The organism is Pseudomonas sp. JS425 (genome assembly GCF_018223845.1).
Classification (GTDB): Bacteria; Pseudomonadota; Gammaproteobacteria; order Pseudomonadales; family Pseudomonadaceae; genus Aquipseudomonas; species Aquipseudomonas asiatica.
Genome location: NZ_CP073661.1, coordinates 1,827,520 through 1,848,864 on the forward strand (window position 1 = coordinate 1,827,520; position 21,345 = coordinate 1,848,864).

Consider the following 21,345-nt stretch of genomic DNA (forward strand, 5'->3'; position numbering starts at 1 on the left):
TCGAACACCACGGCCACTTCGATAGTCATTATCAATACACATGACTGTACTTGTGCGGCCAGGCCAAGCACCATTGGCCGCACTCACTGCGCCAGTGCCTTTACCTGGCGTGTCCTGCACCTTTTTCTCGGTAAGTGACCCGCTATGAGTTCCGCCCTGTCCATCCGACAGCTGACCAAGACCTACGGCAACGGCTTCCAGGCCCTCAAGGGCATCGATCTGGATGTTGCCGAAGGCGACTTCTTCGCCTTGCTCGGCCCCAACGGCGCGGGCAAGTCCACCACCATCGGCATCCTCTCCACCCTGGTCAACAAGACCAGCGGCACGGTCAACGTGTTCGGCCACGATCTGGACCGCGAGCCGTCGGCGCTCAAGCGTTGCCTGGGCGTGGTGCCGCAGGAGTTCAACTTCAACCAGTTCGAGAAAACCTTCGACATCGTCGTGACCCAGGCCGGTTACTACGGCATCCCGCCCAAGGTGGCCAAGGAGCGTGCCGAGCAGTACCTGACCCAGCTCGGCCTGTGGGACAAGCGTGACGTGCAGTCGCGTTCGCTGTCGGGGGGCATGAAGCGCCGCCTGATGATTGCCCGCGCGCTGATCCACGAGCCGCGCCTGCTGATTCTCGATGAGCCCACCGCCGGTGTGGACATCGAACTGCGCCGTTCGATGTGGAGCTTCCTCACCGAGCTGAACCAGAAGGGCATCACCATCATCCTCACCACCCACTACCTGGAAGAGGCCGAGCAGCTGTGCCGTAACATCGGCATCATCGACCACGGCACCATCGTCGAGAACACCAGCATGCGCCAGTTGCTGGGCAAGCTGCATGTCGAAACCTTCGTCCTCGACCTCAGGCAGGACCTGGCCACTGCACCGGTGCTGCAGGGCTACCCGTGCCGGTTGCTGACCCCGCACACCCTGGAAGTGCAGGTGGACAAGGACATCGGCATCACTGCGCTGTTCGGCCAGCTGGCGCTGCAGAACATCGAGGTGCAGAGCCTGCGCAACAAGACCAACCGACTCGAGGAGCTGTTCGTGTCCCTGGTGGAAAAAAACCTGTCGAAGGTGGCCGTATGAGTGTGGAACTGCGCACCAACTGGGTCGCCCTGAACACCATCGTCTACCGCGAAGTGCGGCGCTTCCTGCGTATCTGGCCGCAGACCCTGCTGCCGCCGGCGATCACCATGGTCCTGTACTTCGTCATCTTCGGTAACCTGATCGGCCGGCAGATCGGCGACATGGGTGGCTTCACCTACATGGAATACATCGTGCCGGGGCTGATCATGATGTCGGTGATCACCAACTCCTACGGCAACGTGGTGTCGAGCTTCTTCGGCAGCAAGTTCCAGCGCTCCATCGAAGAGCTGATGGTGTCGCCGGTATCGCCACACACCATCCTCGTCGGTTATGTGCTGGGTGGCGTGCTGCGTGGCTTGGCGGTGGGCGTGATCGTGACTTTCCTGTCGCTGTTCTTCACCCACCTGCAGGTGCACCACCTGGGCGTGACCGTGGTCGTGGTGCTGCTGACCGCCACCATCTTCTCGCTGCTGGGCTTCGTCAACGCGGTGTTCGCGCGCAACTTCGACGACATCTCGATCATCCCGACCTTCGTGCTGACGCCGCTGACCTACCTGGGCGGGGTGTTCTATTCGATCAACCTGCTGCCGCCGTTCTGGCAGACCGTGTCGTTGGCCAACCCGGTGCTGCACATGGTCAACTCGTTCCGCTACGGCATCCTAGGGGTGTCGGATATCAGCATTGGCACGGCGATTACCTTCATGCTGGTCGCCACCGCGGTGCTCTACCTGGTGTGCGTTCGCCTGCTGGTCAGCGGCCGCGGCATGCGTGCCTGAAGCCTTGCACCGGCATTGGCGCAGACGCCACTGCCGGCCCACCCACCAGCGCCAGTAGAGCATGGTGGTGAAGTAGCCAAGGATGCCCAGCACCACACCGCACACTACCGAGCCGAGCAGGAAGGGTTGCCACAGCGTCGACAACTGGTCGGTGATCCACTGGAAAGTCAGTTCGTCGGGCAGGGTGCGCGGCGGTACCTGCATCAGCCAGGCGCCGGCCATGTAAGTGACGAAGAACACCGGTGGCATGGTCAGCGGGTTGGTCAGCCAAACCAGGCTGACCGCGATCGGCAGGTTGCCGCGTAGCGGAATGGCCAGCGCGGCAGCCAGCAGCATTTGCGCCGGCATCGGGATCAGCGCCGCGAACAGGCCAACGCCCATTGCCCTCGCCACCGAATGGCGGTTCAGGTGCCAGAGGTTCGGGTCATGCAGCAACTTGCCGAAAAAGCGTAAGGACTTGTGTTCCCGAATACTGGTCGGGTCCGGCATGTAGCGTTTGAAAAGTCGGCGCGGCATGTAGGCTCCCGGAGCGTTGATCCGGGCAGTATGCCCTGATTCCCGCTCAGTCTCGTTTAGAGTTTGTGACAATTGTTGAGCAAGCACTGGCGGCAATTGGGCTATGCCTCAGAAGGTGATTTCGCTTCTGGAGCTCTACTTCATGCGCACAGGGATGTTTGCGCTCGCGCTCGGGCTGTTGTGCCTGGGCTTTCTCCCCGCATTGCCATCTGTCGGATGGCTAGTGCTGCTGGCTGTAGCCGGTGGCCTCGGCCTGTTCACGCGGCTGTGGCCGCTGGGCTGTTTTCTGTTGGGCCTGTGTTGGGCCTGCTGGTCTGCGCAGCAGGCCCTGGATGACCGCCTGGCCACCGGGCTGGATGGTCGCACCTTGTGGCTTGAGGGCCGGGTGGTCGGCCTGCCGACCCGGACTGCGCAGGGTGTGCGCTTCGAGCTGGACGCGGCCCGCTCGCGGCGGGCAGAGCTGCCGCAGCGCCTGCAACTGAGCTGGTTCGACGGCCCGCCGCTGCGCGCGGGCGAGCAGTGGCGGCTGGCGGTGACCTTGCAGCGCCCGGCCGGGCTGCTCAACCCGCATGGGCCGGACCGTGAGGCGCAATTGCTGGCGCGGCGGGTCGGTGCGACCGGTACGGTCAAGGCCGGGCAGTTGCTGGCGCCGGTTGCCGGCGGCTGGCGCGACACGCTGCGCCAGCGCCTGCTGGCAGTGGACGCCAATGGCCGGCAGGCAGCGTTGGTGGCGCTGGTGCTTGGCGACGGCGCGGGCCTGGCCCGGGAGGACTGGCAAACGTTGCAGGCCACCGGCACGGTGCACCTGCTGGTGATCTCCGGCCAGCACATCGGCTTGGTTGCCGGCTTGCTGTATGGCCTGGTTGCCGGGCTGGCGCGTTGGGGGCTGTGGCCCGCTCGTCTGCCGTGGCTGCCCTGGGCGTGTGGCTTGGCCATGGCTGCTGCACTGGCCTACGGTTGGTTGGCTGGTGGCGGTGTACCGGTGCAGCGTGCCTGCCTGATGCTGGCCGTGGTGTTGCTCTGGCGCCTGCGTTTTCGCCAACTGGGTGCGACCTTGCCGTTGTTGCTGGCGCTGGTTGCCGTACTGTTGCTGGAACCGTTGGCCGCGCTGCTGCCCGGGTTCTGGCTATCGTTCGCGGCCGTGGCCACGCTTGTCTATTGCTTCAGTGCCCGCCTGGGCAACTGGCGGCCCTGGCAGGCCTGGACGCGGGCGCAATGGGTGATTGCGATCGGCTTGTTGCCGGTACTGCTGGCTACGGGCTTGCCGGTGAGCTTGAGTGCGCCGCTGGCCAACCTTGTTGCGGTGCCGTGGGTCAGCTTGGCAGTGCTGCCATTGGCGTTGCTGGGCACTTTGCTGCTGCCGTTGGGCGGGGTAGGGGAGGCGCTGCTCTGGCTGGCGGGTGGTTTGCTTGATGTGCTTTTCCGGCTGCTGGCGCTGGCGGCCCAGCAGCCGGCGTGGCTGCCACCAGCCGTGCCGTTGTGGGCCTGGCTGCTGGTGTGCCTGGGTGCGCTGCTGGTTTTGATGCCCCGTGGCGTACCACTGCGCGGGTTGGGTGGCGTAATGCTGCTGGCGCTGTGGGTACCCCGGGAGACGGTGCCGTTCGGCCAGGTCGAGGTCTGGCAGCTGGACGTCGGCCAGGGGCTGGCGGTGCTGTTGCGCACTCGGCATCACAACCTGCTGTACGACGCCGGGCCGGCCAGGGGAGAGAGCGACCTGGGCGAGCGGGTGGTGTTGCCGACCTTGCGCAAGCTGGGGGTGGGCAGCCTGGACTTGATGCTGGTCAGCCACGCCCATGCCGACCACGCCGGTGGTGCTGGTGCAATCATACGTGGCCTGCCGGTCAAGCGGGTAATCGGCGGCGAAGTGCTGGATGAAATGCGACTGCAACCTTGTGCCAGTGGCGAGCAATGGACGTGGGATGGCGTGCGCTTTTCGCTGTGGCGCTGGGCTGATGGACAGAGCAGCAATGACCGCTCCTGTGCGTTGCTGGTCGAGGCGCAGGGTGAGCGGTTGTTGCTGGCGGGAGATATGGAAGCCGGTGCCGAACGGGCCTGGCTGGCGGCCACAGAAGCGCCGCGGATCGACTGGCTGCAGTCGCCGCACCATGGCAGCCGCAGTTCGTCCAGCGAGGCCTTCATCCGCGCCACGGCGCCGCGCGAGGTACTGATTTCGCGCGGGCGCAACAACAGCTTCGGGCACCCGCATGCGCAGGTGGTCGAACGTTATCGGCGGCATGGGGTGGTGATGCATGACACGGCGGAGCAGGGGGCGTTGCGGTTGGTGCTGGGGAGGCTGGGGGAGGTCGAGAGTGTGCGCCGACAGCGGCGTTTCTGGAGGGATGCGGGCGGTGGCTGAGCAGGCCCTTTCGCGGGTAAACCCGCTCCCACAGGTACTGCACTGAACCTGAGGATGGTACAAAACCTGTGGGAGCGGGTTCACCCGCGAAAGGGCCAGTTCAGCCACCCGACAGCTCAAGGTTGAAACCGGGGTAGGCCAATTCCCTGACCTCCGGCAGATGAGCCCCCGGCGCGCCTATGGTAGAGTGGCGGCCTTTTTCCGAAGGGGCGTTTACTGTGTGGGAATTGGTCAAGTCCGGTGGTTGGATGATGCTGCCGATCATTCTGAGCTCCATCGCTGCCATGGCTATCGTCGTCGAGCGCCTGTGGACCCTGCGCGTCAGTCGCGTCACCCCGCCGCACCTGCTCGGCCAGGTGTGGATATGGATCAAGGACAAGCAACTGACCAGTGACAAGCTCAAGGCCCTGCGTGCTGATTCGCCATTGGGCGAAATCCTTGCCGCCGGCCTGGCCAACTCGCGCCATGGTCGCGAAATCATGAAGGAATGCATCGAGGAGGCCGCCTCGCGCGTCATCCACGAACTGGAACGCTACATCAGCACCCTCGGCACCATCGCCGCCATGGCCCCGCTGCTGGGCCTGCTGGGCACCGTGCTGGGCATGATCGACATCTTCAGCGCCTTCATGGGCTCGCAGATGACCGCCAACGCCGCAGTGCTGGCCGGTGGTATCTCCAAGGCCCTGGTCACCACCGCGGCCGGCCTGATGGTCGGTATCCCGGCGGTATTCTTCCACCGCTTCCTGCTGCGCCGTATCGATGAGTTGGTGGTGGGCATGGAGCAGGAAGCGATCAAGCTGGTGGAAGTGATCCAGGGCGACCGCGAAGTGGAAGTGGCCGGAGGCAAGGCGTGAAGTTCCGGCGCAATCGCCAGCGGGAGAACGTCGACATCAACCTGGCGTCGCTGATCGACGTGGTGTTCGTCCTGCTGCTGTTTTTCGTGGTCACCACCACCTTCACCCGCGAGACCCAGCTGCGCGTCGAGCTGCCTGAAGCCGCCAGCGCCGAACCGGCGGCGCCCGACCAGGGCAAGCTCGTGGAAATCACCATCAGCGCCGAAGGCGTGTACTCGGTGAACAACCACCTGCTGCCCAAAAGCGACCTGGCCACCCTGAGCGAAGCGATCGAGCGTGAGTCGGGCGGCGACAACAAGCTGCCGCTGGCCATCAGCGCCGACGGCAAGACCCCGCACCAGGCCGTGGTCACTGCGATGGATGCCGCCGGCAAGCTCGGTTTCAGCCAGTTGCGCATGACCACTGTCGAGGCGGCCCAGGGCACACCTTGATGGCCTTCGCCGACCGTCTGCTCGCCGCCTGGTACGCCGGGCACCCGGCCCTGGCGCTGCTGCGCCCGCTGGAGGCGCTGTATCGCCGCGTGGTCACGCGCAAGCGGGCGCGTTTTCTCAGTGGCGAAAGTGCCAGCTACCGGGCCCCGGTGCCGGTCATCGTGGTGGGTAACATTACTGTGGGTGGTACCGGCAAGACGCCGATGATCCTCTGGCTGATCGAGCACTGCCGCAAGCAGGGTTTGAAGGTGGGCGTGGTCAGCCGTGGCTATGGCGCCAAACCGCCGCAGCTACCCTGGCGCGTGCAGCCCGATCAGGTGGCCGGGCAGGCCGGCGACGAACCGCTGCTGATCGTGCAGCGCACCGGCGTGCCGCTGATGATCGACCCCGACCGCTCCCGCGCCGTGCAGGCATTGCTGGCCAGCGAACCCCTCGACCTGATCCTGTGTGACGACGGCATGCAGCACTATCGCCTGGCGCGCGACCTGGAGCTGGTGCTGATCGATGCCGCACGCGGCCTGGGCAATGGCCGCTGCCTGCCGGCGGGGCCACTGCGTGAGCCCGCCGAGCGCCTGCACGAGGCTGACGCAGTGCTGTTCAACGGCGCCAGCGCAGACCGCGCCGATGGTTTCGGCTTCCGCCTGCAGCCGTCCGCCCTGGTCAACCTGCGCAGTGGCGAGCGCCGTGCGCTTGACCATTTTCCCGCAGGCCAGCGCCTGCACGCGGTGGCCGGTATCGGCAACCCGCAACGTTTCTTCAATACCCTGCTGGGGCTAAACTGGCAGCCGGTGCCGCATCCCTTTGCCGACCATGCGCAGTTCAGCGCCCGGAGCCTGGCCTTCAGCCCGCCGCTGCCGCTGGTCATGACCGAGAAGGATGCGGTGAAATGCCGGGCCTTCGCCGCTGACGACTGGTGGTACCTGGCCGTCGAGGCGCAGCCCACGCCGGCTTTCAGCGCCTGGTTCGACAACCAGTTGCAACGCTTGCTGCGCAAGCCCTGAGCCCTTTTTCAATTCCCGGCCACCTGGCCTAAAGGAAGCCTCAAATGGACACCAAACTGCTCGATATCCTGGCCTGCCCGATCACCAAAGGCCCGCTCAAGCTCAGTGCTGACAAGACCGAGCTGATCAGCAAGGGCGCCGGCCTGGCCTACCCGATCCGCGACGGCATCCCGGTCATGCTGGAAAGCGAGGCGCGCACCCTGACTGATGAAGAGCGTCTGGACAAATGAGCCTGGATTTCACCGTGGTGATCCCCGCCCGTCTGCGCTCCACACGACTGCCGGGCAAGCCATTGCTGCTGATCGCTGGCAAGCCGATGGTGCAGCACGTGTGGGAACAGGCCCGCAAGAGCGGCGCGGGCCGCGTAGTCATCGCCACCGATGACGCCAGCATTCTGGAGGCCTGTCAGGCCTTCGGAGCTGAAGTGCTGATGACCCGTGCTGACCATGAGTCCGGCACCGATCGCCTGGCCGAAGTGGTCGCACACCTGGGGCTGCCGGCCGATGCCATCGTGGTCAACGTACAGGGCGACGAGCCGCTGATCCCGCCGGTGATCATCGACCAGGTGGCAGCCAACCTGGCGGCGCATCCGGAAGCCGGCATCTCCACCCTGGCCGAACCGATCCATGAGCCGGAAACCGTGTTCAACCCCAATGCGGTCAAGGTGGTCAGCGACAAGAACGGCCTCGCCCTGGCCTTCAGCCGTGCGCCGCTGCCCTGGGCCCGCGATGCTTTTGCCAAGGACCGCAACCTGTTGCCAGAAGGCGTGCCATATCGCCGCCACATCGGCATGTACGCCTACCGCGTCGGCTTCCTGCAGGACTTCGTCAGTTGGGGCCCATGCTGGCTCGAGCAGACCGAAGCGCTGGAGCAGCTGCGTGCCTTGTGGCATGGCGTGCGCATCCACGTCGAAGACGCCATCGAGGCGCCTGCCGTGGGCGTGGATACCCCTGAAGACCTGGAGCGCGTACGGCGCTTGCTGGAGGCCTGATGCGCGTCCTGTTCGTCTGCCTCGGCAATATCTGTCGCTCGCCCACCGCCGAAGGCGTGCTGCGCCATCAATTGCGGGCTGCCGGGCTTGCCGACCGGGTGCATGTGGCCTCGGCCGGCACCGGCGACTGGCACGTCGGCAATGCGCCTGACAGCCGCACCTGCAAGGCAGCGCTGGCGCGTGGCTATGACCTCTCGCAGCAACGCGCCCAGCAGGTCAAGGCGGCGCACTTTGCCGAATATGACCTGATCCTGGCCATGGACGAAAGCAACCTCGGCCATTTGCGTGCGATGCGCCCGCACACGGCAGTGGGCGAGCTCGACCTGTTCCTGCGCCGTTATGGCGCAGCGCTGGATGAAGTGCCGGACCCGTACTACGGTGGCGCCGACGGCTTCGAGCAGGTGCTCGACTTGGTTGAAGCGGCGTGCCAGGCACTGGTCCTGGAAATCAAGGGGCGGCTATGACAGTGCAGTGGCAGGAGCAGGTATCGCTCAAGCCGTACAACACCTTTGGCATCGACGTGAAGGCGCGGTATTTCACCCAGGCACATGATGACCAGGAGGTGCGCCTGGCGCTGGCCCAGGCGCGGCAAGGCGGCGTGCCGGTGCTGGTGATTGGCGGTGGCAGCAACCTGCTGCTGACCCGCGATATCGATGCGCTGGTGCTGCATATGGCCAGCCGTGGTCGGCGCGTGCTCAGCGACGATGGCGAACGTATCGTGGTCGAGGCCGAGGCCGGTGAGCCGTGGCACCCGTTCGTGCAGTGGACACTGGCGCAGGGCTATTGCGGGCTGGAGAACCTCAGCCTGATCCCTGGCACCGTGGGCGCCGCGCCGATGCAGAACGTGGGCGCCTATGGCGTGGAGATCAAGGACGTATTTGTCGGCTTGACCGCCCTGGACCGCGAGACCGGCGAGTTGCGTGACTTCGGCCTGGCTGAATGTGCCTTCGGGTATCGCGACAGCCTGTTCAAGCGCAACCCTGGGCGTTGGTTGATCCTGCGTGTGCGCTTTGCCTTGAGCCGTACGCTACAGGCTCACCTGGACTACGGCCCGGTGCGCCAGCGCCTGGCGGAACAGGGCGTGACCGAGCCGACCGCGCAGGCGATCAGCGAGGCGATCTGCAGCATTCGTCGCGAGAAGCTCCCAGACCCGGCAGAGCTGGGTAATGCCGGGAGCTTCTTCAAGAACCCGGTGGTCTCGGCGGAGCTGGTCGAGCGTATCCGTGCGCAGTACCCGGGAGTGGTGGCGTATCCGCAGGCCGATGGCCAGGTGAAGCTGGCGGCAGGCTGGTTGATCGAGCAGGCTGGCTGGAAGGGCCACCGCGAGGGGGATGCGGGGGTGCATCGTTTGCAGTCGTTGGTGCTGGTCAACTACGGCCAGGCGAGCGGGGCGCAGATGCATGCACTGGCGCGGCGGATCCAGGCCGATATCCTCGAGCGGTTCGGGGTCGAGCTGGAGATGGAGCCTAACCTCTACTGATTCAGTGCCTGGGCTGGCCCTTTCGCGGCTGAAGCCGCTCCCACAGGGACTTCATAGGGCCTGAGGGTGGTGGGCACTGTAGGAGCGGGTTTACCCGCGAAGAGGCCGGTACAGGAAAAACGCCCAGCCAAGAAAAAGCCCCGCCAGTGCGAACTGGCGGGGCTTTTTCATTCAGCCTTGGCTATCAACCGTGATGAGGCTTTTGCTCATCGCTGGCTTCCAGGGCTGGCTCCTCGGTGGCTGCGGCAGCTTCCTGTGCGGCCTTGGCGGCAGCCTCGGCCTCACGCTTGCGGCGACGCACTTCACGCGGGTCGTTCGGCGCACGGCCGTTGGCCAGCATGACAGTGGCAGGTTCCACCGCCGCAGGGGCTTCGACCGGTGCAGGCTCGACCGCCACTGGGGCAGGCTCGGCCACCACTTCTGGCTGGGCTTCGACAACCGGGGCAGGTTGCTCGGCAACCGGAGCGGCTTCGATCACGGCCGGGGCCTGCTCGATTTCACCGGCCTCGACGGCAGGCGCTTCTACCGGTGCTTCGGCAACCACTACCGGTTCGGCAGCAGGTGCTTCGTCGACCACTGGTTGCGGAGCGATTTCGACCACTGGCTCGGCAGTTGCCTCGACCACGGCTACAGGCTCGCTGACCGGCTGCTCGACCACTGGGGCCTCGGCCACTTCTTCAGCCTTGGCGGCAGCTTCGATCTGCTCGAACTTCTCAGCCTGCTCGACCTGCTGGGCGACTTCGGCGGTGGCAAGCTCGGCCTGCTGGTTGGCCTGGGCTTCGGCGTCGGCACTGATGTTGCTGCTGGCGACAGCGGCAGTCACGGCCAGGCCGGCGGCCAGTTCGGCACCCAGCTCGGTGGCCTGGTGCTGTTGTGGCTGCTCTTCGCTGCCTTCTTCCTCGCTGCCATCGATCAGCTCGCCGTTGGCGTTGCGCTGACGCTCACGACGGTTGCTGCGACGACGCTGGCCACGGGAACGGCGGCGCGGGCGCTCGCCATCGGTGCCTTCCTGTTCGTCCTGCAGCAGCTCTTCGTTCGGCAGTTGCTCTTCGGCCAGCTCGGCAGCCTGCTCGGCGGCTTCTTCGGCTACGCGTGGCTGACGTTCTTCGCGTGGTGGGCGAGGGGCGCGTTCTTCGCGTGGAGCACGTTCTTCACGAGGTGCGCGCTCTTCACGAGGAGCACGTTCTTCGCGAGGTGCGCGTTCTTCACGTGGAGCACGTTCTTCACGAGGTGCGCGCTCTTCACGTGGTGCGCGTTCCTCGCGAGGTGCACGCTCTTCACGCGGGGTACGTTCTTCACGGGCTACACGTTCCTCGCGCTGCTGACGTTCTTCACGCTCGGCAGGGGTGGCGTCCAGTGGCTCGCGCAGTTCGCGCACGCGCTCTTCGCCACGGTTGCCGCGGCGGTCTTCGCGTGGCTGGCGTGGAGCACGCTCTTCGCGTGGAGCACGTTCTTCACGCGGTGCACGCTCTTCGCGTGGGGCGCGTTCTTCACGTGGTGCACGCTCTTCGCGTGGGGCGCGTTCTTCACGTGGTGCGCGTTCTTCGCGCGGGGCACGTTCTTCACGAGGTGCGCGCTCGGCACGTTCTTCACGCGGCTTGCGTTCTTCGTCGCGACGGCCGTTGCGGTTGCGGCTTTGCTGGCGGCCGTTGCGGCGTTCTTCGTTGCGTGGGCTGCGCTCGGCGGCCGGCTTCTCGGCGGCAGTGACAACCGGCGCTGCGGCAGGCTCTTCCTTGCCGGCGAACAGGCTTACCAGCGACTTCACCAGGCCCTTGAACAGGCTTGGCTCCGGAGCGACCGGGGCAGGGGCGACCGGTGCGGCAGGCTGCGGTTCTTCGACAGTGGCCGGTACCGGCGCGTTGGCGCGGGCCGGGGCGGTCTTGACTGCGGCTTCCTGGCGAACCAGGGTGCGGGTGGCGGTCGGCTGCGGCGCTTCTTCGGCTTCGGCGGCGGCGATCTCGTAGCTGGACTGGTTGCTCAGCACTTCCGGATTGTCGTCGCGCAGGCGCTGTACTTCGAAGTGAGGAGTTTCCAGGTGATCGTTCGGCAGGATGATGATGCGCGCACGGGTGCGCAGTTCGATCTTGGTGATCGAGTTGCGCTTCTCGTTGAGCAGGAAGGCAGCCACCGGGATCGGCACCTGGGCGCGAACTTCGGCGGTGCGGTCCTTCAGGGCTTCTTCTTCGATCAGGCGCAGGATGGCCAGCGACAGCGATTCGACGTCACGGATGATGCCGGTGCCGGAGCAGCGTGGGCAGACGATGCCGCTGCTTTCGCCCAGCGAAGGGCGCAGGCGCTGACGGGACATTTCCAGCAGGCCGAAGCGCGAGATGCGGCCGACCTGGACGCGGGCGCGGTCGGCTTCCAGGCACTCGCGAACACGTTCTTCGACGGCGCGCTGGTTTTTCGCCGGGGTCATGTCGATGAAGTCGATGACGATCAGGCCACCGATGTCACGCAGGCGCAGCTGGCGGGCGATTTCCTCGGCCGCTTCCAGGTTGGTCTGCAGGGCGGTTTCTTCGATGTCGCTGCCTTTGGTGGCACGCGCCGAGTTGATGTCGATCGACACCAGGGCTTCGGTCGGGTCGATCACGATCGAACCGCCGGACGGCAGGTCGACCACGCGCTGGAAGGCGGTCTCGATCTGGCTTTCGATCTGGAAGCGGTTGAACAGCGGCACGCTGTCTTCGTACAGCTTGACCTTGCTGGCGTACTGCGGCATGACCTGGCGGATGAAGGTCAGGGCTTCTTCCTGGGCATCGATGCTGTCGATCAGCACTTCGCCGATGTCCTGGCGCAGGTAGTCGCGGATGGCGCGAATGATGACGTTGCTTTCCTGGTAGATCAGGAATGGCGCGGCGCGGTCCTGGGACGCTTCCTTGATGGCGGTCCACAGTTGCAGCAGGTAGTCGAGGTCCCACTGCATTTCTTCGCTGCTGCGGCCAAGGCCGGCAGTACGCACGATCAGGCCCATGTCGCCCGGCACGGTCAGGCCGTTCAGGGCTTCACGCAGTTCGTTGCGCTCTTCGCCTTCGATGCGGCGGGAGATGCCACCGGCGCGCGGGTTGTTCGGCATCAGCACCAGGTAGCGGCCGGCCAGGCTGATGAAGGTGGTGAGGGCGGCGCCTTTGTTGCCACGCTCTTCCTTCTCGACCTGGACGATGACTTCCTGGCCTTCGCTCAGTACTTCCTTGATGTTGACCCGCCCTTCGGGGGCTTTCTTGAAGTATTCGCGGGAGATTTCTTTCAGCGGCAGGAAGCCGTGACGTTCGGAGCCGAAGTCGACGAAGGCGGCTTCGAGGCTGGGTTCGATGCGGGTGATCTTGCCTTTGTAGATGTTGGCCTTTTTCTGCTCGCGCGCGCCGGACTCGATGTCCAGGTCGTAGAGACGTTGGCCGTCCACCAGGGCTACACGCAACTCTTCGGGTTGAGTCGCGTTAATCAGCATTCTTTTCATGTTGTACCGTCGGTTTCCGGGCTGCCGGAAACGGCGTTCGGCACACACGACGTCTCATGGTCGGTGCCAAGGTGCGCAAAGGGTGGCCGGGCCACCCCCGTGTCGAGCAACGTTCGGCACCAGCCGGTTGCCCAGCCTGCCGTTGTCGCGACGACGCGTCCTGTTTGCTGCGGTGCCAACAAGGCCCCGGTGGCTTCGAATTGGAATCCGAATCAACCAAGCGGGCCTTGTGCACTCAGTCAGGAGGAGGAATCAACCGTCAGCCGTGGACGCCCGGGGGCATCTGTTCAGGACCTTATCCGCTCGCCAGCCGTTCAGTGGGCTGGTGGGCCGGACGCGGTGCTACACGGTCCGAGGGCTGTGCATCTCCACCCTGCACGTATCCCTGATAATTCGGGTGCTGCCGCGCGCTGAATCCGCAACGGGTTGCATTTTTCGCCAGCGCAGGTACTGCGCTGGCGCCATTCATGTCCAAGGCAGGTATTTCCGAAGCATTCGCCGGGCGTTGCGTGGAAGCGACGGGGCGGGCAGAGGTGCAGCGAAAAGAATCGGGTAAGCAGGTGAAACACCGCACTTGTCGTTTTTTTTCGGTCTTCTCTACACAGCGCTGGTGGCGATTCCAGGCAATTCGGTAAACTGGCGAAAACCCCGTAGGACGGCCTCGCGTCCTGGAGAATTGCGTTGGTCAGGGACCGGCTAGGAGCCTGGTGCCGCTGGCCTGCCGCTTTTGGCGGCGTTCGCGACTATAGCAGCAATGATTAAGTGCTTCAATTCCATAAAAAATTGTTATGATCCCGCCATGACGACCAATACCCCTCCGACTTCCGGCGTTCAGCTGATCGAAGTCGCGCCGGAGCTTGCCGGCCAACGCATCGACAATTTCCTCATCACGGCCCTCAAGGGCGTGCCCAAGACCCTGGTTTACCGCATCCTGCGCAAGGGTGAAGTACGGGTCAACAAGGGCCGCGTCAAGCCGGAGTACAAGATCCAGGCCGGCGACATCGTGCGGGTACCGCCCGTCCGCCTGCCGGAACGTGACGAGCCGGCGCCGGTAGCCCAGGGCCTGTTGCAGCGCCTGGAAGCGGCCATCGTCTACGAAGACAAGGCGCTGATCGTGATGAACAAGCCGGCCGGCATCGCCGTGCATGGCGGCAGCGGCCTGAGCTTCGGCGTGATCGAGGCGCTGCGCCAGTTGCGCCCGGACGCCAAGGAGCTGGAGCTGGTGCACCGCCTGGACCGCGATACCTCCGGCCTGCTGATGATCGCCAAGAAGCGCAGCATGCTGCGCCACCTGCACGCCGCGCTGCGCGGCGACGGTGTCGACAAGCGTTACATGGCGCTGGTGCGCGGCCACTGGCCGACCTCGAAGAAGCAGGTCAGCGCGCCGTTGCTCAAGAGCAACCTGCGCTCCGGCGAGCGCATGGTCGAGGTGAACGACGAGGGCAAGGAGGCACTGACCCTGTTCCGTGTGCTGCGCCGCTTCGGCGAGTTCGCCACCATTGTCGAGGCGCGCCCGATCACTGGCCGTACCCACCAGATCCGTGTGCACACCCTGCATGCCGGGCATATGATCGCTGGCGACAGCAAGTACGGTGACGAAGACTTCAGTCGTGAAATTCGCGACTTGGGCGGCAAGCGCCTGTTCCTGCATGCCTACGCACTGACCGTGCCGCTGCCGGACGGTGGCGAGCTGAAGCTCGAGGCGCCGGTGGATGAAGTCTGGGCGAAAACCGTTGAGCGTCTGAGTGCGTCCTGATCTATGAAAAAAGGCTATGAGCTACTGATCTTCGACTGGGACGGCACCCTGGCCGACTCGATCGGGCGTATCGTCGAGGCCATGAACGCCGCCGCCGAGCGTGCCGGTGAGGCGCAAAGCAGCGAGGATGCGGTCAAGGGCATCATCGGCCTGGCCCTGGGCGAGGCGATCCACACCCTGTACCCGCACCTGGCGCCTGCTCAGGTCGAAAAGTTTCGTCAGCACTATGCCGATATCTACATGGCCCTGGACCAGCAGCCCTCGCCGCTGTTCGAGGGTGTGGTCGAGTCGCTGGATGCCTTCCGTGCCGAGGGTTACCGCCTGGCGGTGGCCACCGGCAAGGCGCGTCGCGGGCTGGACCGGGTGCTCAAGGCCAATGGCTGGGAGCAGTTCTTCGACATCACTCGCGCCGCCGACGAAACTCGCGGCAAGCCGCACCCGCTGATGCTCGAGGAAATTCTCGGGCATTGCGGTGTCGAAGCAGGGCGTGCGCTGATGGTTGGCGATTCGGCATTCGATCTGCAGATGGCCAGCAATGCCGGCATGCATTCGGTGGCCGTGGGCTATGGTGCCATGTCGCTGCAGGCACTGGCCGAGTTTGGTCCGCAGGTGTGCATCGATCATTTTTCCCAGTTGCGTGAGTGGCTGGGTGGTTCCGCAATTCCATTTCCAAGGTAGGTAAGCATGGCAGACGAATGGAAAGCCCCCGAGGCCGAACCCGAGGAGCGCGAAGAGCGCAAGAGCTGGAAACTGCTGGAAAAGACCCTGCTGGCAGGCGTTCAGGAGCAGCGCCGGGCGCGACGCTGGGGGATCTTCTTCAAGTTGCTGACCTTCGTCTACCTGTTCGGCATCCTGATCCTGTTCACGCCGTTGATGGACATGGACAAGGCAGCGTCGCGCAGTGCCAGCCATACCGCGCTGGTCGAGGTGCGCGGGGTGATTGCCGACCAGGAGCCAGCCAGCGCCGACAATATCGTCAAGAGCCTGCGCGAGGCGTTCAAGGACAGCAAGACCAAGGCTGTGGTGATGCGCATCAACAGCCCGGGAGGCAGCCCGGTGCAGTCGGGTTACGTGTATGACGAAATCCGCCGTCTGCGGGCCGAATACCCGGCCATCAAGCTGTATGCGGTCATCGCCGACCTTGGCGCTTCCGGTGCCTACTACATCGCCAGTGCGGCGGACGAGATCTATGCCGACAAGGCCAGCCTGGTGGGCTCGATTGGTGTGACGGCGGCCGGTTATGGCTTTGTCGGCACCATGGAGAAGCTGGGTGTGGAGCGGCGTACCTACACTGCAGGCGAGCACAAGGCCTTCCTCGATCCGTTCTCGCCGCAGAAGCCGGAAGAGACCGAGTTCTGGCAGGGCGTACTGAATACCACGCACCAGCAGTTCATTGCCATGGTCAAGCAGGGGCGGGGTGAGCGCCTGAAGGACAAGGAGCATCCGGAGCTCTTCAGTGGCCTGGTCTGGTCGGGCGAGCAGGCCAAGGAGCTGGGCCTGGTGGATGGGCTGGGCAGTGCCAGCTATGTGGCGCGCGAGATCGTGGGCGAGAAGGAGTTGGTGGACTTCACCGTGCAGGAGTCGGCGCTCGATCGCTTCTCCAAGCGCGTTGGCGCCAGCGTGGCTGAGCGCTTGGCGATGTGGATGGGCTTCCAGGGGCCGCAGTTGCGCTGATCCGGGATTGCCGGGGGCGCTTTGCGCCCCTTCGCGGGCATGCCCGCTCCCACAGGGATCGTGCAAGGCCCGCAGGTTGCGACACGCCTGTGGGAGCGGGCGTGCCCGCGAAGGGCCGCAGCGCGGCCCCAAAATCTCAGGGAATCACCACCCCTTCTCTGGTCAACATATCCACCAATCTAATCAGCGGCAGCCCGATCAGGCTGGTCGCATCGCACCCGTGCGTGCTCTGGAACAGGCTCACTCCCAACCCCTCGGCCTTGAAGCTGCCGGCGCAGTCCAGCGGCTGCTCCGCCGCCACATAGCGCTCCACCCGCTGCCGGTCCAGTTCGCGCAGGGTCACGGTAAACGACACGCAGTCCACCTGGCAGTGCCCGGTGGCGCTGTTCAGCAACGCCAGCCCGGTCAGGAAGCTCACCTGCTGCCCGCTGCACTCCAGCAGCTGCTCGCAGGCCCGCTCGAAGGTATGCGGCTTGCCCAGTACCTGCTCGCCCAGCACCGCAACCTGGTCCGAACCAATGATCAGGTACCCGGGGTGGCTGCCTGCCAGGGCCTCGGCTTTTTGCCTGGCCAGCCGCCGCACCAGCTCCGCCGCCGGTTCGTCATCCAGGCGTCGCTCGTCTATATCGGGGCTTGCCCAGGTGAAGGGCAGGCGCAGGCGTGCAAGCAGTTCGCGGCGGTAGGCAGAGCTGGAAGCCAGTAACAGAGGAAGCATGGTAGACTCCTGAATCGGTTGAACAAATTCTATCACGCACGATGCCGCCGAATTTCCTTTGACAGGGGCGGGGGGCATCCCTAGAATGCTGCGCCTATGTTGAATGACCCGATTCCACCTCACGTTGACCCGCGCAAATTAGCCGATCGTGGCGTAACCCTTAACGGTTCGCTGCAGCTCGCTGATTTGGAAAGACTCTGCGACCCGCTTTCCGACAATGTCGGTACGGTGCAGGCGAAGTTCGATTTTGAACGAGATGAACAGCACGTGGTGGTTATCCACAGCGAGCTGGACGTCGAGGTCAAGATGGTTTGCCAGCGTTGTCTTGAGCTGGTCACCCTGCCGATCCACAGCGAATGTACATACGCCGTGGTGAAGGAGGGTGCGAATACCCAGTCGTTGCCGAAAGGCTATGACGTGCTGGAACTGGGCGAAGATCCTTTGGATCTGCAGGCATTGATCGAGGAGGAGCTTCTGCTCGCCTTGCCAATCGTGCCTGCTCATCATCCGGAAGAATGCCAGCAGCCGGCGGGCGCAGACGAGCCCGAATCGAGCAAGGACGAGGTATCGCGGTCCAACCCGTTCAGTGTTTTGGCGCAGTTAAAGCGTGACCCAAACGTTTAGGAGTTAATCAATTATGGCTGTTCAGCAGAACAAAAAATCCCGCTCTGCCCGTGACATGCGCCGTTCGCACGACGCCCTGTCGGAAAACGCGCTGTCGGTAGAGAAAACCACCGGTGAAGTACACCTGCGTCACCACGTTTCGCCAGAAGGCGTATACCGTGGTCGCAAAGTGGTCGACAAGGGCGCTGACGAGTAATCCTTGTCCGCTCAGATCATCGCGATCGACGCAATGGGCGGGGACTTCGGTCCCCGCAGCATTGTCCAGGCTAGCATTGCCTGCCTTTCGGCTACCCCCTCGCTGCACCTGACCCTCGTCGGTCAACCCTCTCTCCTCGAAGATCTTGTCAGCGGCCTTGCGGCTGCGGATCGCGCGCGCCTGCAAATCGTGGCCGCCAGCGAGGTAATCGGTATGGACGAGCGGCCATCCCAGGCGCTGCGCGGCAAGCCGGACTCGTCGATGCGCATCGCCCTCGAACTGGTGCGCGACGGCAAGGCTCAGGCCTGCGTCAGCGCTGGCAATACCGGGGCGCTGATGGCGCTCTCGCGTTTCGTGCTCAAGACACTGCCGGGTATCGACCGGCCGGCCATGGTGGCGGCGATCCCGACCCAGACCGGTTACTGCCAGTTGCTCGACCTTGGCGCCAACGTCGACTGCAGCGCCGAGAACCTCTACCAGTTCGCCGTGATGGGCTCGGTGGCCGCCCAGGCCCTGGGTGTGCAGCGGCCGCGCGTGGCGCTGCTTAACATCGGTACCGAGGACATCAAGGGCAACCAGCAGGTCAAGCTGGCGGCCAGCCTGTTGCAGAACGCTCGCGGGCTCAACTACATAGGCTTCGTCGAAGGTGACGGGTTATATCGCGGCGAAGCCGATGTGGTGGTGTGCGACGGGTTCGTCGGCAACATCCTGCTCAAGTCGAGCGAGGGGCTGGCGACGATGATCGGTGCGCGCATCGAGCAGCTGTTCAAGGGTGGTGTGTTGTCGCGGGCGGCCGGGGCTGTGGCCATGCCGCTGCTCAAACGCCTGCAGGCCGATTTGGCACCGGCGCGGCACAATGGCGCGAGTTTCCTGGGGTTGCAGGGCATCGTCATCAAGAGCCATGGCTCGGCGGGGGTGCAGGGCTTCCAGAGTGCCATCCAGCGGGCGTTGATCGAGATCCAGGAAAACCTGCCGCAGCGCTTGCATGGGCGGCTCGAGGACCTGCTGTTGTAGCCTGTGCCGGCCTCTTCGCGGGTAAACCCGCTCCCACAGGTGCCCCATAACCTTCAGGTCTGTGGTGCCCATGTGGGAGCGGGTTTACCCGCGAAGAGGCCGGTGCTGAAGGAATAAAGACCTTAGGCATATCGCCGCTGAAGTGCTTAAATGTGACCGCTTGGTCTGTGTATCCATCCAAGCTTTCAGATTCCGCGCCTGGTCCAAAGCCGGCGCACCCTATCCGACGACAAGATCATAAGGGCTTGTTCAATGTCTGCATCTCTCGCATTCGTCTTTCCCGGTCAAGGTTCCCAGTCGCTGGGCATGCTCGCCGAGCTCGGCGCCGAGAAGCCAGTGATCATCGAAACCTTCAAGGAAGCGTCCGAGGCACTCGGTTACGACCTGTGGAAGCTGGTCCAGGAAGGCCCGGAAGAGCAACTCAACCAGACCGACAAGACCCAGCCGGCCATTCTCACCGCCTCCATCGCGCTGTGGCGCCTGTGGCTGGAGGAGGGTGGTGCCAGGCCGGCCTTCGTCTCCGGTCACAGTCTGGGTGAATACAGCGCCCTGGTTGCCGCCGGCAGCCTGAGCCTGAAAGATGCCGTGCGCCTGGTTGAGCGCCGGGGCCAGCTGATGCAGGAAGCCGTGCCGGCCGGACATGGCGCCATGGCCGCCATTCTTGGCCTGGACGACGCCGTGGTCGTGGAAATCTGCGCCGAAGCGGCCGAAGACCAGGTGGTCAGCGCGGTCAACTTCAACTCGCCAGGCCAGGTGGTCATCGCCGGCAACAAGGCCGCCGTCGATCGCGCCATCGAGCTGTGCAAGGCCAAGGGTGCCAAGCGCGCCCTGCCGCTGGCGGTCAGCGTGCCGTCGCACTGCGCGCTGATGAAGCCGGCTGCCGAGCGCTTTGCCGAGTCGGTCAACGCCATTGAGTGGCACGCCCCGCAAATTCCTGTGGTGCAGAACGTGACCGCTGCCGTTGCCGCTGACCTCGATGCCCTCAAGCACGACCTGCTGGCGCAGCTGTACCAGCCAGTGCGCTGGGTCGAATGCGTGCAGACCCTGGCCGCTAACGGTGCGGTCAACCTGGTCGAGTGCGGCCCGGGCAAGGTCCTGGCCGGCCTGAACAAGCGTTGCGCCGATGGCGTGACCACCTACAACCTCAATACCCCTGACGCCGTCGCCGCCACCCGCGCGGCACTGGCCTGATTTGGAGAAGCTTGCATGAGCCTGCAAGGTAAAGTTGCACTGGTCACCGGCGCCAGCCGTGGCATTGGCCAGGCCATCGCCCTCGAGCTGGGCCGCCAGGGCGCGACCGTGATCGGCACCGCCACTTCGGCCTCCGGCGCCGAGCGCATTGCTGCCACCCTGAAAGAACACGGCATCACCGGTACCGGCATGGAACTGAACGTGACCAGCGCCGAATCGGTTGAAGCTGTGCTGGCCGCCATCGGCGAGCAGTTCGGCGCACCGGCCATCCTGGTCAACAACGCCGGTATCACCCGTGACAACCTCATGCTGCGCATGAAGGACGACGAGTGGTTCGACGTGATCGATACCAACCTGAACAGCCTCTACCGTCTGTCCAAGGGTGTGCTGCGTGGCATGACCAAGGCACGTTGGGGCCGTATCATCAGCATCGGCTCGGTCGTCGGTGCCATGGGCAACGCCGGCCAAGCCAACTACGCGGCCGCCAAGGCCGGCCTGGAAGGCTTCAGCCGCGCCCTGGCGCGTGAAGTGGGCTCGCGTGGCATCACCGTCAACTCGGTGACCCCGGGCTTCATCGACACCGACATGACCCGCGAGCTGCCAGAAGCGCAGCGCGAAGCCCTGCAGACCCAGATCCCGCTGGGCCGCCTGGGCCAGGCCGACGAAATTGCCAAGGTGGTTTCGTTCCTGGCATCCGACGGCGCAGCCTACGTAACCGGCGCTACCGTGCCGGTCAACGGCGGGATGTACATGTAACACTGCAACTCAATGTGACGGATTTCGTAAAAAAAGAGTCATACTGCGAGCCTAAAATCCGTTATAAAGCTGCAACCAGATTCCAGGCAGCGGGTGTGGTGACTGGTGTGAAGGTGCGTTGAGCTTGAAAAGCGAACGTCTTTCTATAAAATTAGCCACCGGCCAGCTGCCTGACATATGTCCATTAGGAGTGAAAACTAGGTATGAGCACCATCGAAGAACGCGTCAAGAAAATCGTCGCCGAGCAACTGGGCGTCAAGGAAGAGGAAGTGACTCTCGAGAAGTCCTTCGTCGATGACCTGGGTGCCGATTCGCTTGACACCGTTGAGCTGGTGATGGCTCTGGAAGAGGAATTCGAGACCGAAATCCCTGACGAAGAAGCCGAGAAGATCACTACCGTTCAAGCTGCTGTAGACTACGTCAAAGCCCACCAGGCCTAAGACGCTGTAGTCGACGCTTCTTGTCGGGAAAAACCGCACT

Annotated in this window: 22 protein-coding genes and 1 pseudogene; 19 read left to right on the plus strand and 4 right to left on the minus strand. The window is 64.3% G+C overall.

The window, feature by feature from the left end; all coding sequences use genetic code 11:
• Positions 1-144 precede the first annotated feature (144 nt).
• Both KDB76_RS08430 and KDB76_RS08435 read left to right on the plus strand, forming a co-directional pair.
• On the plus strand, positions 145-1,077 hold the full coding sequence (locus KDB76_RS08430; RefSeq protein WP_013971560.1) for an ABC transporter ATP-binding protein: 933 nt from the start codon (positions 145-147) through the stop codon (positions 1,075-1,077).
• A complete protein-coding gene (locus tag KDB76_RS08435; RefSeq protein ID WP_003260104.1) occupies positions 1,074-1,853 on the plus strand; it encodes an ABC transporter permease in 780 nt (259 codons plus the stop codon). The genes KDB76_RS08430 and KDB76_RS08435 overlap by 4 nt, the downstream gene beginning before the upstream one ends.
• A 9-nt stretch (positions 1,854-1,862) precedes the next feature.
• Here KDB76_RS08435 and KDB76_RS08440 read toward each other — a convergent pair.
• Positions 1,863-2,369: pseudogene (locus KDB76_RS08440) on the minus strand (DUF2062 domain-containing protein); the annotation flags it as partial.
• A gap of 142 nt (positions 2,370-2,511) precedes the next feature.
• Between KDB76_RS08440 and KDB76_RS08445 the strand changes: the two are divergent.
• On the plus strand, positions 2,512-4,725 hold the full coding sequence (locus KDB76_RS08445) for a DNA internalization-related competence protein ComEC/Rec2 (RefSeq protein ID WP_038410377.1): 2,214 nt from the start codon (positions 2,512-2,514) through the stop codon (positions 4,723-4,725).
• Between the two features lie 100 nt (positions 4,726-4,825).
• On the opposite strand, the gene KDB76_RS08450 is transcribed toward KDB76_RS08445, so the two are convergent.
• Positions 4,826-4,990, minus strand: a complete 165-nt coding sequence (locus KDB76_RS08450) for a hypothetical protein (RefSeq protein WP_212632291.1) — start codon at positions 4,988-4,990, stop codon at positions 4,826-4,828.
• On the opposite strand from KDB76_RS08450, the gene KDB76_RS08455 reads away from it, so the two are divergent.
• The 7 genes from KDB76_RS08455 to murB are packed head-to-tail and all read left to right on the plus strand — an operon-like array spanning position 4,944 to position 9,482.
• On the plus strand, positions 4,944-5,579 hold the full coding sequence (locus KDB76_RS08455) for a MotA/TolQ/ExbB proton channel family protein (protein ID WP_003259970.1): 636 nt from the start codon (positions 4,944-4,946) through the stop codon (positions 5,577-5,579). The two genes, KDB76_RS08450 and KDB76_RS08455, sit on opposite strands and share 47 nt — an antisense overlap.
• Positions 5,576-6,010: a biopolymer transporter ExbD gene (locus tag KDB76_RS08460; RefSeq protein ID WP_013971564.1), complete on the plus strand. Its 435-nt coding sequence runs from the start codon at positions 5,576-5,578 to the stop codon at positions 6,008-6,010. Before KDB76_RS08455 ends, KDB76_RS08460 begins: the two co-directional genes overlap by 4 nt.
• Complete coding sequence (gene lpxK / locus KDB76_RS08465) at positions 6,010-7,011, plus strand: tetraacyldisaccharide 4'-kinase (RefSeq protein WP_013971565.1); 1,002 nt, start codon at positions 6,010-6,012, stop codon at positions 7,009-7,011. Before KDB76_RS08460 ends, lpxK begins: the two co-directional genes overlap by 1 nt.
• A gap of 44 nt (positions 7,012-7,055) precedes the next feature.
• Positions 7,056-7,241, plus strand: a complete 186-nt coding sequence (locus KDB76_RS08470) for a Trm112 family protein (RefSeq protein ID WP_011532874.1) — start codon at positions 7,056-7,058, stop codon at positions 7,239-7,241.
• Positions 7,238-8,002: a 3-deoxy-manno-octulosonate cytidylyltransferase gene (gene kdsB, locus KDB76_RS08475; protein WP_013971566.1), complete on the plus strand. Its 765-nt coding sequence runs from the start codon at positions 7,238-7,240 to the stop codon at positions 8,000-8,002. Before KDB76_RS08470 ends, kdsB begins: the two co-directional genes overlap by 4 nt.
• On the plus strand, positions 8,002-8,466 hold the full coding sequence (locus KDB76_RS08480; protein WP_013971567.1) for a low molecular weight protein-tyrosine-phosphatase: 465 nt from the start codon (positions 8,002-8,004) through the stop codon (positions 8,464-8,466). Before kdsB ends, KDB76_RS08480 begins: the two co-directional genes overlap by 1 nt.
• A complete protein-coding gene (gene murB, locus KDB76_RS08485; RefSeq protein WP_023662429.1) occupies positions 8,463-9,482 on the plus strand; it encodes a UDP-N-acetylmuramate dehydrogenase in 1,020 nt (339 codons plus the stop codon). Before KDB76_RS08480 ends, murB begins: the two co-directional genes overlap by 4 nt.
• Positions 9,483-9,666: 184 nt before the next feature.
• Here murB and rne read toward each other — a convergent pair whose 3' ends face one another.
• Positions 9,667-12,939, minus strand: a complete 3,273-nt coding sequence (gene rne / locus KDB76_RS08490; protein WP_024086521.1) for a ribonuclease E — start codon at positions 12,937-12,939, stop codon at positions 9,667-9,669.
• A gap of 799 nt (positions 12,940-13,738) precedes the next feature.
• On the opposite strand from rne, the gene rluC reads away from it, so the two are divergent.
• The 3 genes from rluC to sppA are packed head-to-tail and all read left to right on the plus strand — an operon-like array spanning position 13,739 to position 16,369.
• Entirely contained in the window at positions 13,739-14,695 is a 957-nt protein-coding gene (gene rluC, locus KDB76_RS08495; protein WP_013971570.1) for a 23S rRNA pseudouridine(955/2504/2580) synthase RluC, read from the plus strand.
• Between the two features lie 3 nt (positions 14,696-14,698).
• Positions 14,699-15,373 carry an HAD family hydrolase gene (locus KDB76_RS08500; protein ID WP_013971571.1) on the plus strand — a complete coding sequence of 225 codons (675 nt, stop codon included), beginning with the start codon at positions 14,699-14,701 and terminating at the stop codon, positions 15,371-15,373.
• A 6-nt stretch (positions 15,374-15,379) separates the two neighbouring features.
• Positions 15,380-16,369 carry a signal peptide peptidase SppA gene (gene sppA, locus KDB76_RS08505; RefSeq protein ID WP_013971572.1) on the plus strand — a complete coding sequence of 330 codons (990 nt, stop codon included), beginning with the start codon at positions 15,380-15,382 and terminating at the stop codon, positions 16,367-16,369.
• A gap of 136 nt (positions 16,370-16,505) precedes the next feature.
• On the opposite strand, the gene KDB76_RS08510 is transcribed toward sppA, so the two are convergent.
• Positions 16,506-17,084, minus strand: a complete 579-nt coding sequence (locus KDB76_RS08510; protein WP_038409128.1) for a nucleoside triphosphate pyrophosphatase — start codon at positions 17,082-17,084, stop codon at positions 16,506-16,508.
• A 96-nt stretch (positions 17,085-17,180) separates the two neighbouring features.
• Between KDB76_RS08510 and KDB76_RS08515 the strand changes: the two genes are divergently transcribed.
• The 6 genes from KDB76_RS08515 to acpP all read left to right on the plus strand — a co-directional run bounded on the left by KDB76_RS08515 (position 17,181) and on the right by acpP (position 21,305).
• Complete coding sequence (locus KDB76_RS08515) at positions 17,181-17,708, plus strand: YceD family protein (protein ID WP_012313431.1); 528 nt, start codon at positions 17,181-17,183, stop codon at positions 17,706-17,708.
• A gap of 13 nt (positions 17,709-17,721) precedes the next feature.
• Complete coding sequence (gene rpmF / locus KDB76_RS08520) at positions 17,722-17,904, plus strand: 50S ribosomal protein L32 (protein ID WP_003247154.1); 183 nt, start codon at positions 17,722-17,724, stop codon at positions 17,902-17,904.
• 33 nt (positions 17,905-17,937) lie between these two features.
• Positions 17,938-18,918 (plus strand): phosphate acyltransferase PlsX, encoded by a 981-nt coding sequence (plsX, locus tag KDB76_RS08525; RefSeq protein WP_024086524.1) that lies wholly within the window; start codon positions 17,938-17,940, stop codon positions 18,916-18,918.
• Positions 18,919-19,170: 252 nt separating this feature from the next.
• Positions 19,171-20,109 (plus strand): ACP S-malonyltransferase, encoded by a 939-nt coding sequence (gene fabD / locus KDB76_RS08530; RefSeq protein ID WP_023661404.1) that lies wholly within the window; start codon positions 19,171-19,173, stop codon positions 20,107-20,109.
• 15 nt (positions 20,110-20,124) lie between these two features.
• Complete coding sequence (fabG, locus tag KDB76_RS08535) at positions 20,125-20,865, plus strand: 3-oxoacyl-ACP reductase FabG (protein WP_003247160.1); 741 nt, start codon at positions 20,125-20,127, stop codon at positions 20,863-20,865.
• Positions 20,866-21,068: 203 nt separating this feature from the next.
• A complete protein-coding gene (gene acpP / locus KDB76_RS08540) occupies positions 21,069-21,305 on the plus strand; it encodes an acyl carrier protein (RefSeq protein ID WP_013971576.1) in 237 nt (78 codons plus the stop codon).
• Positions 21,306-21,345: the final 40 nt, after the last annotated feature.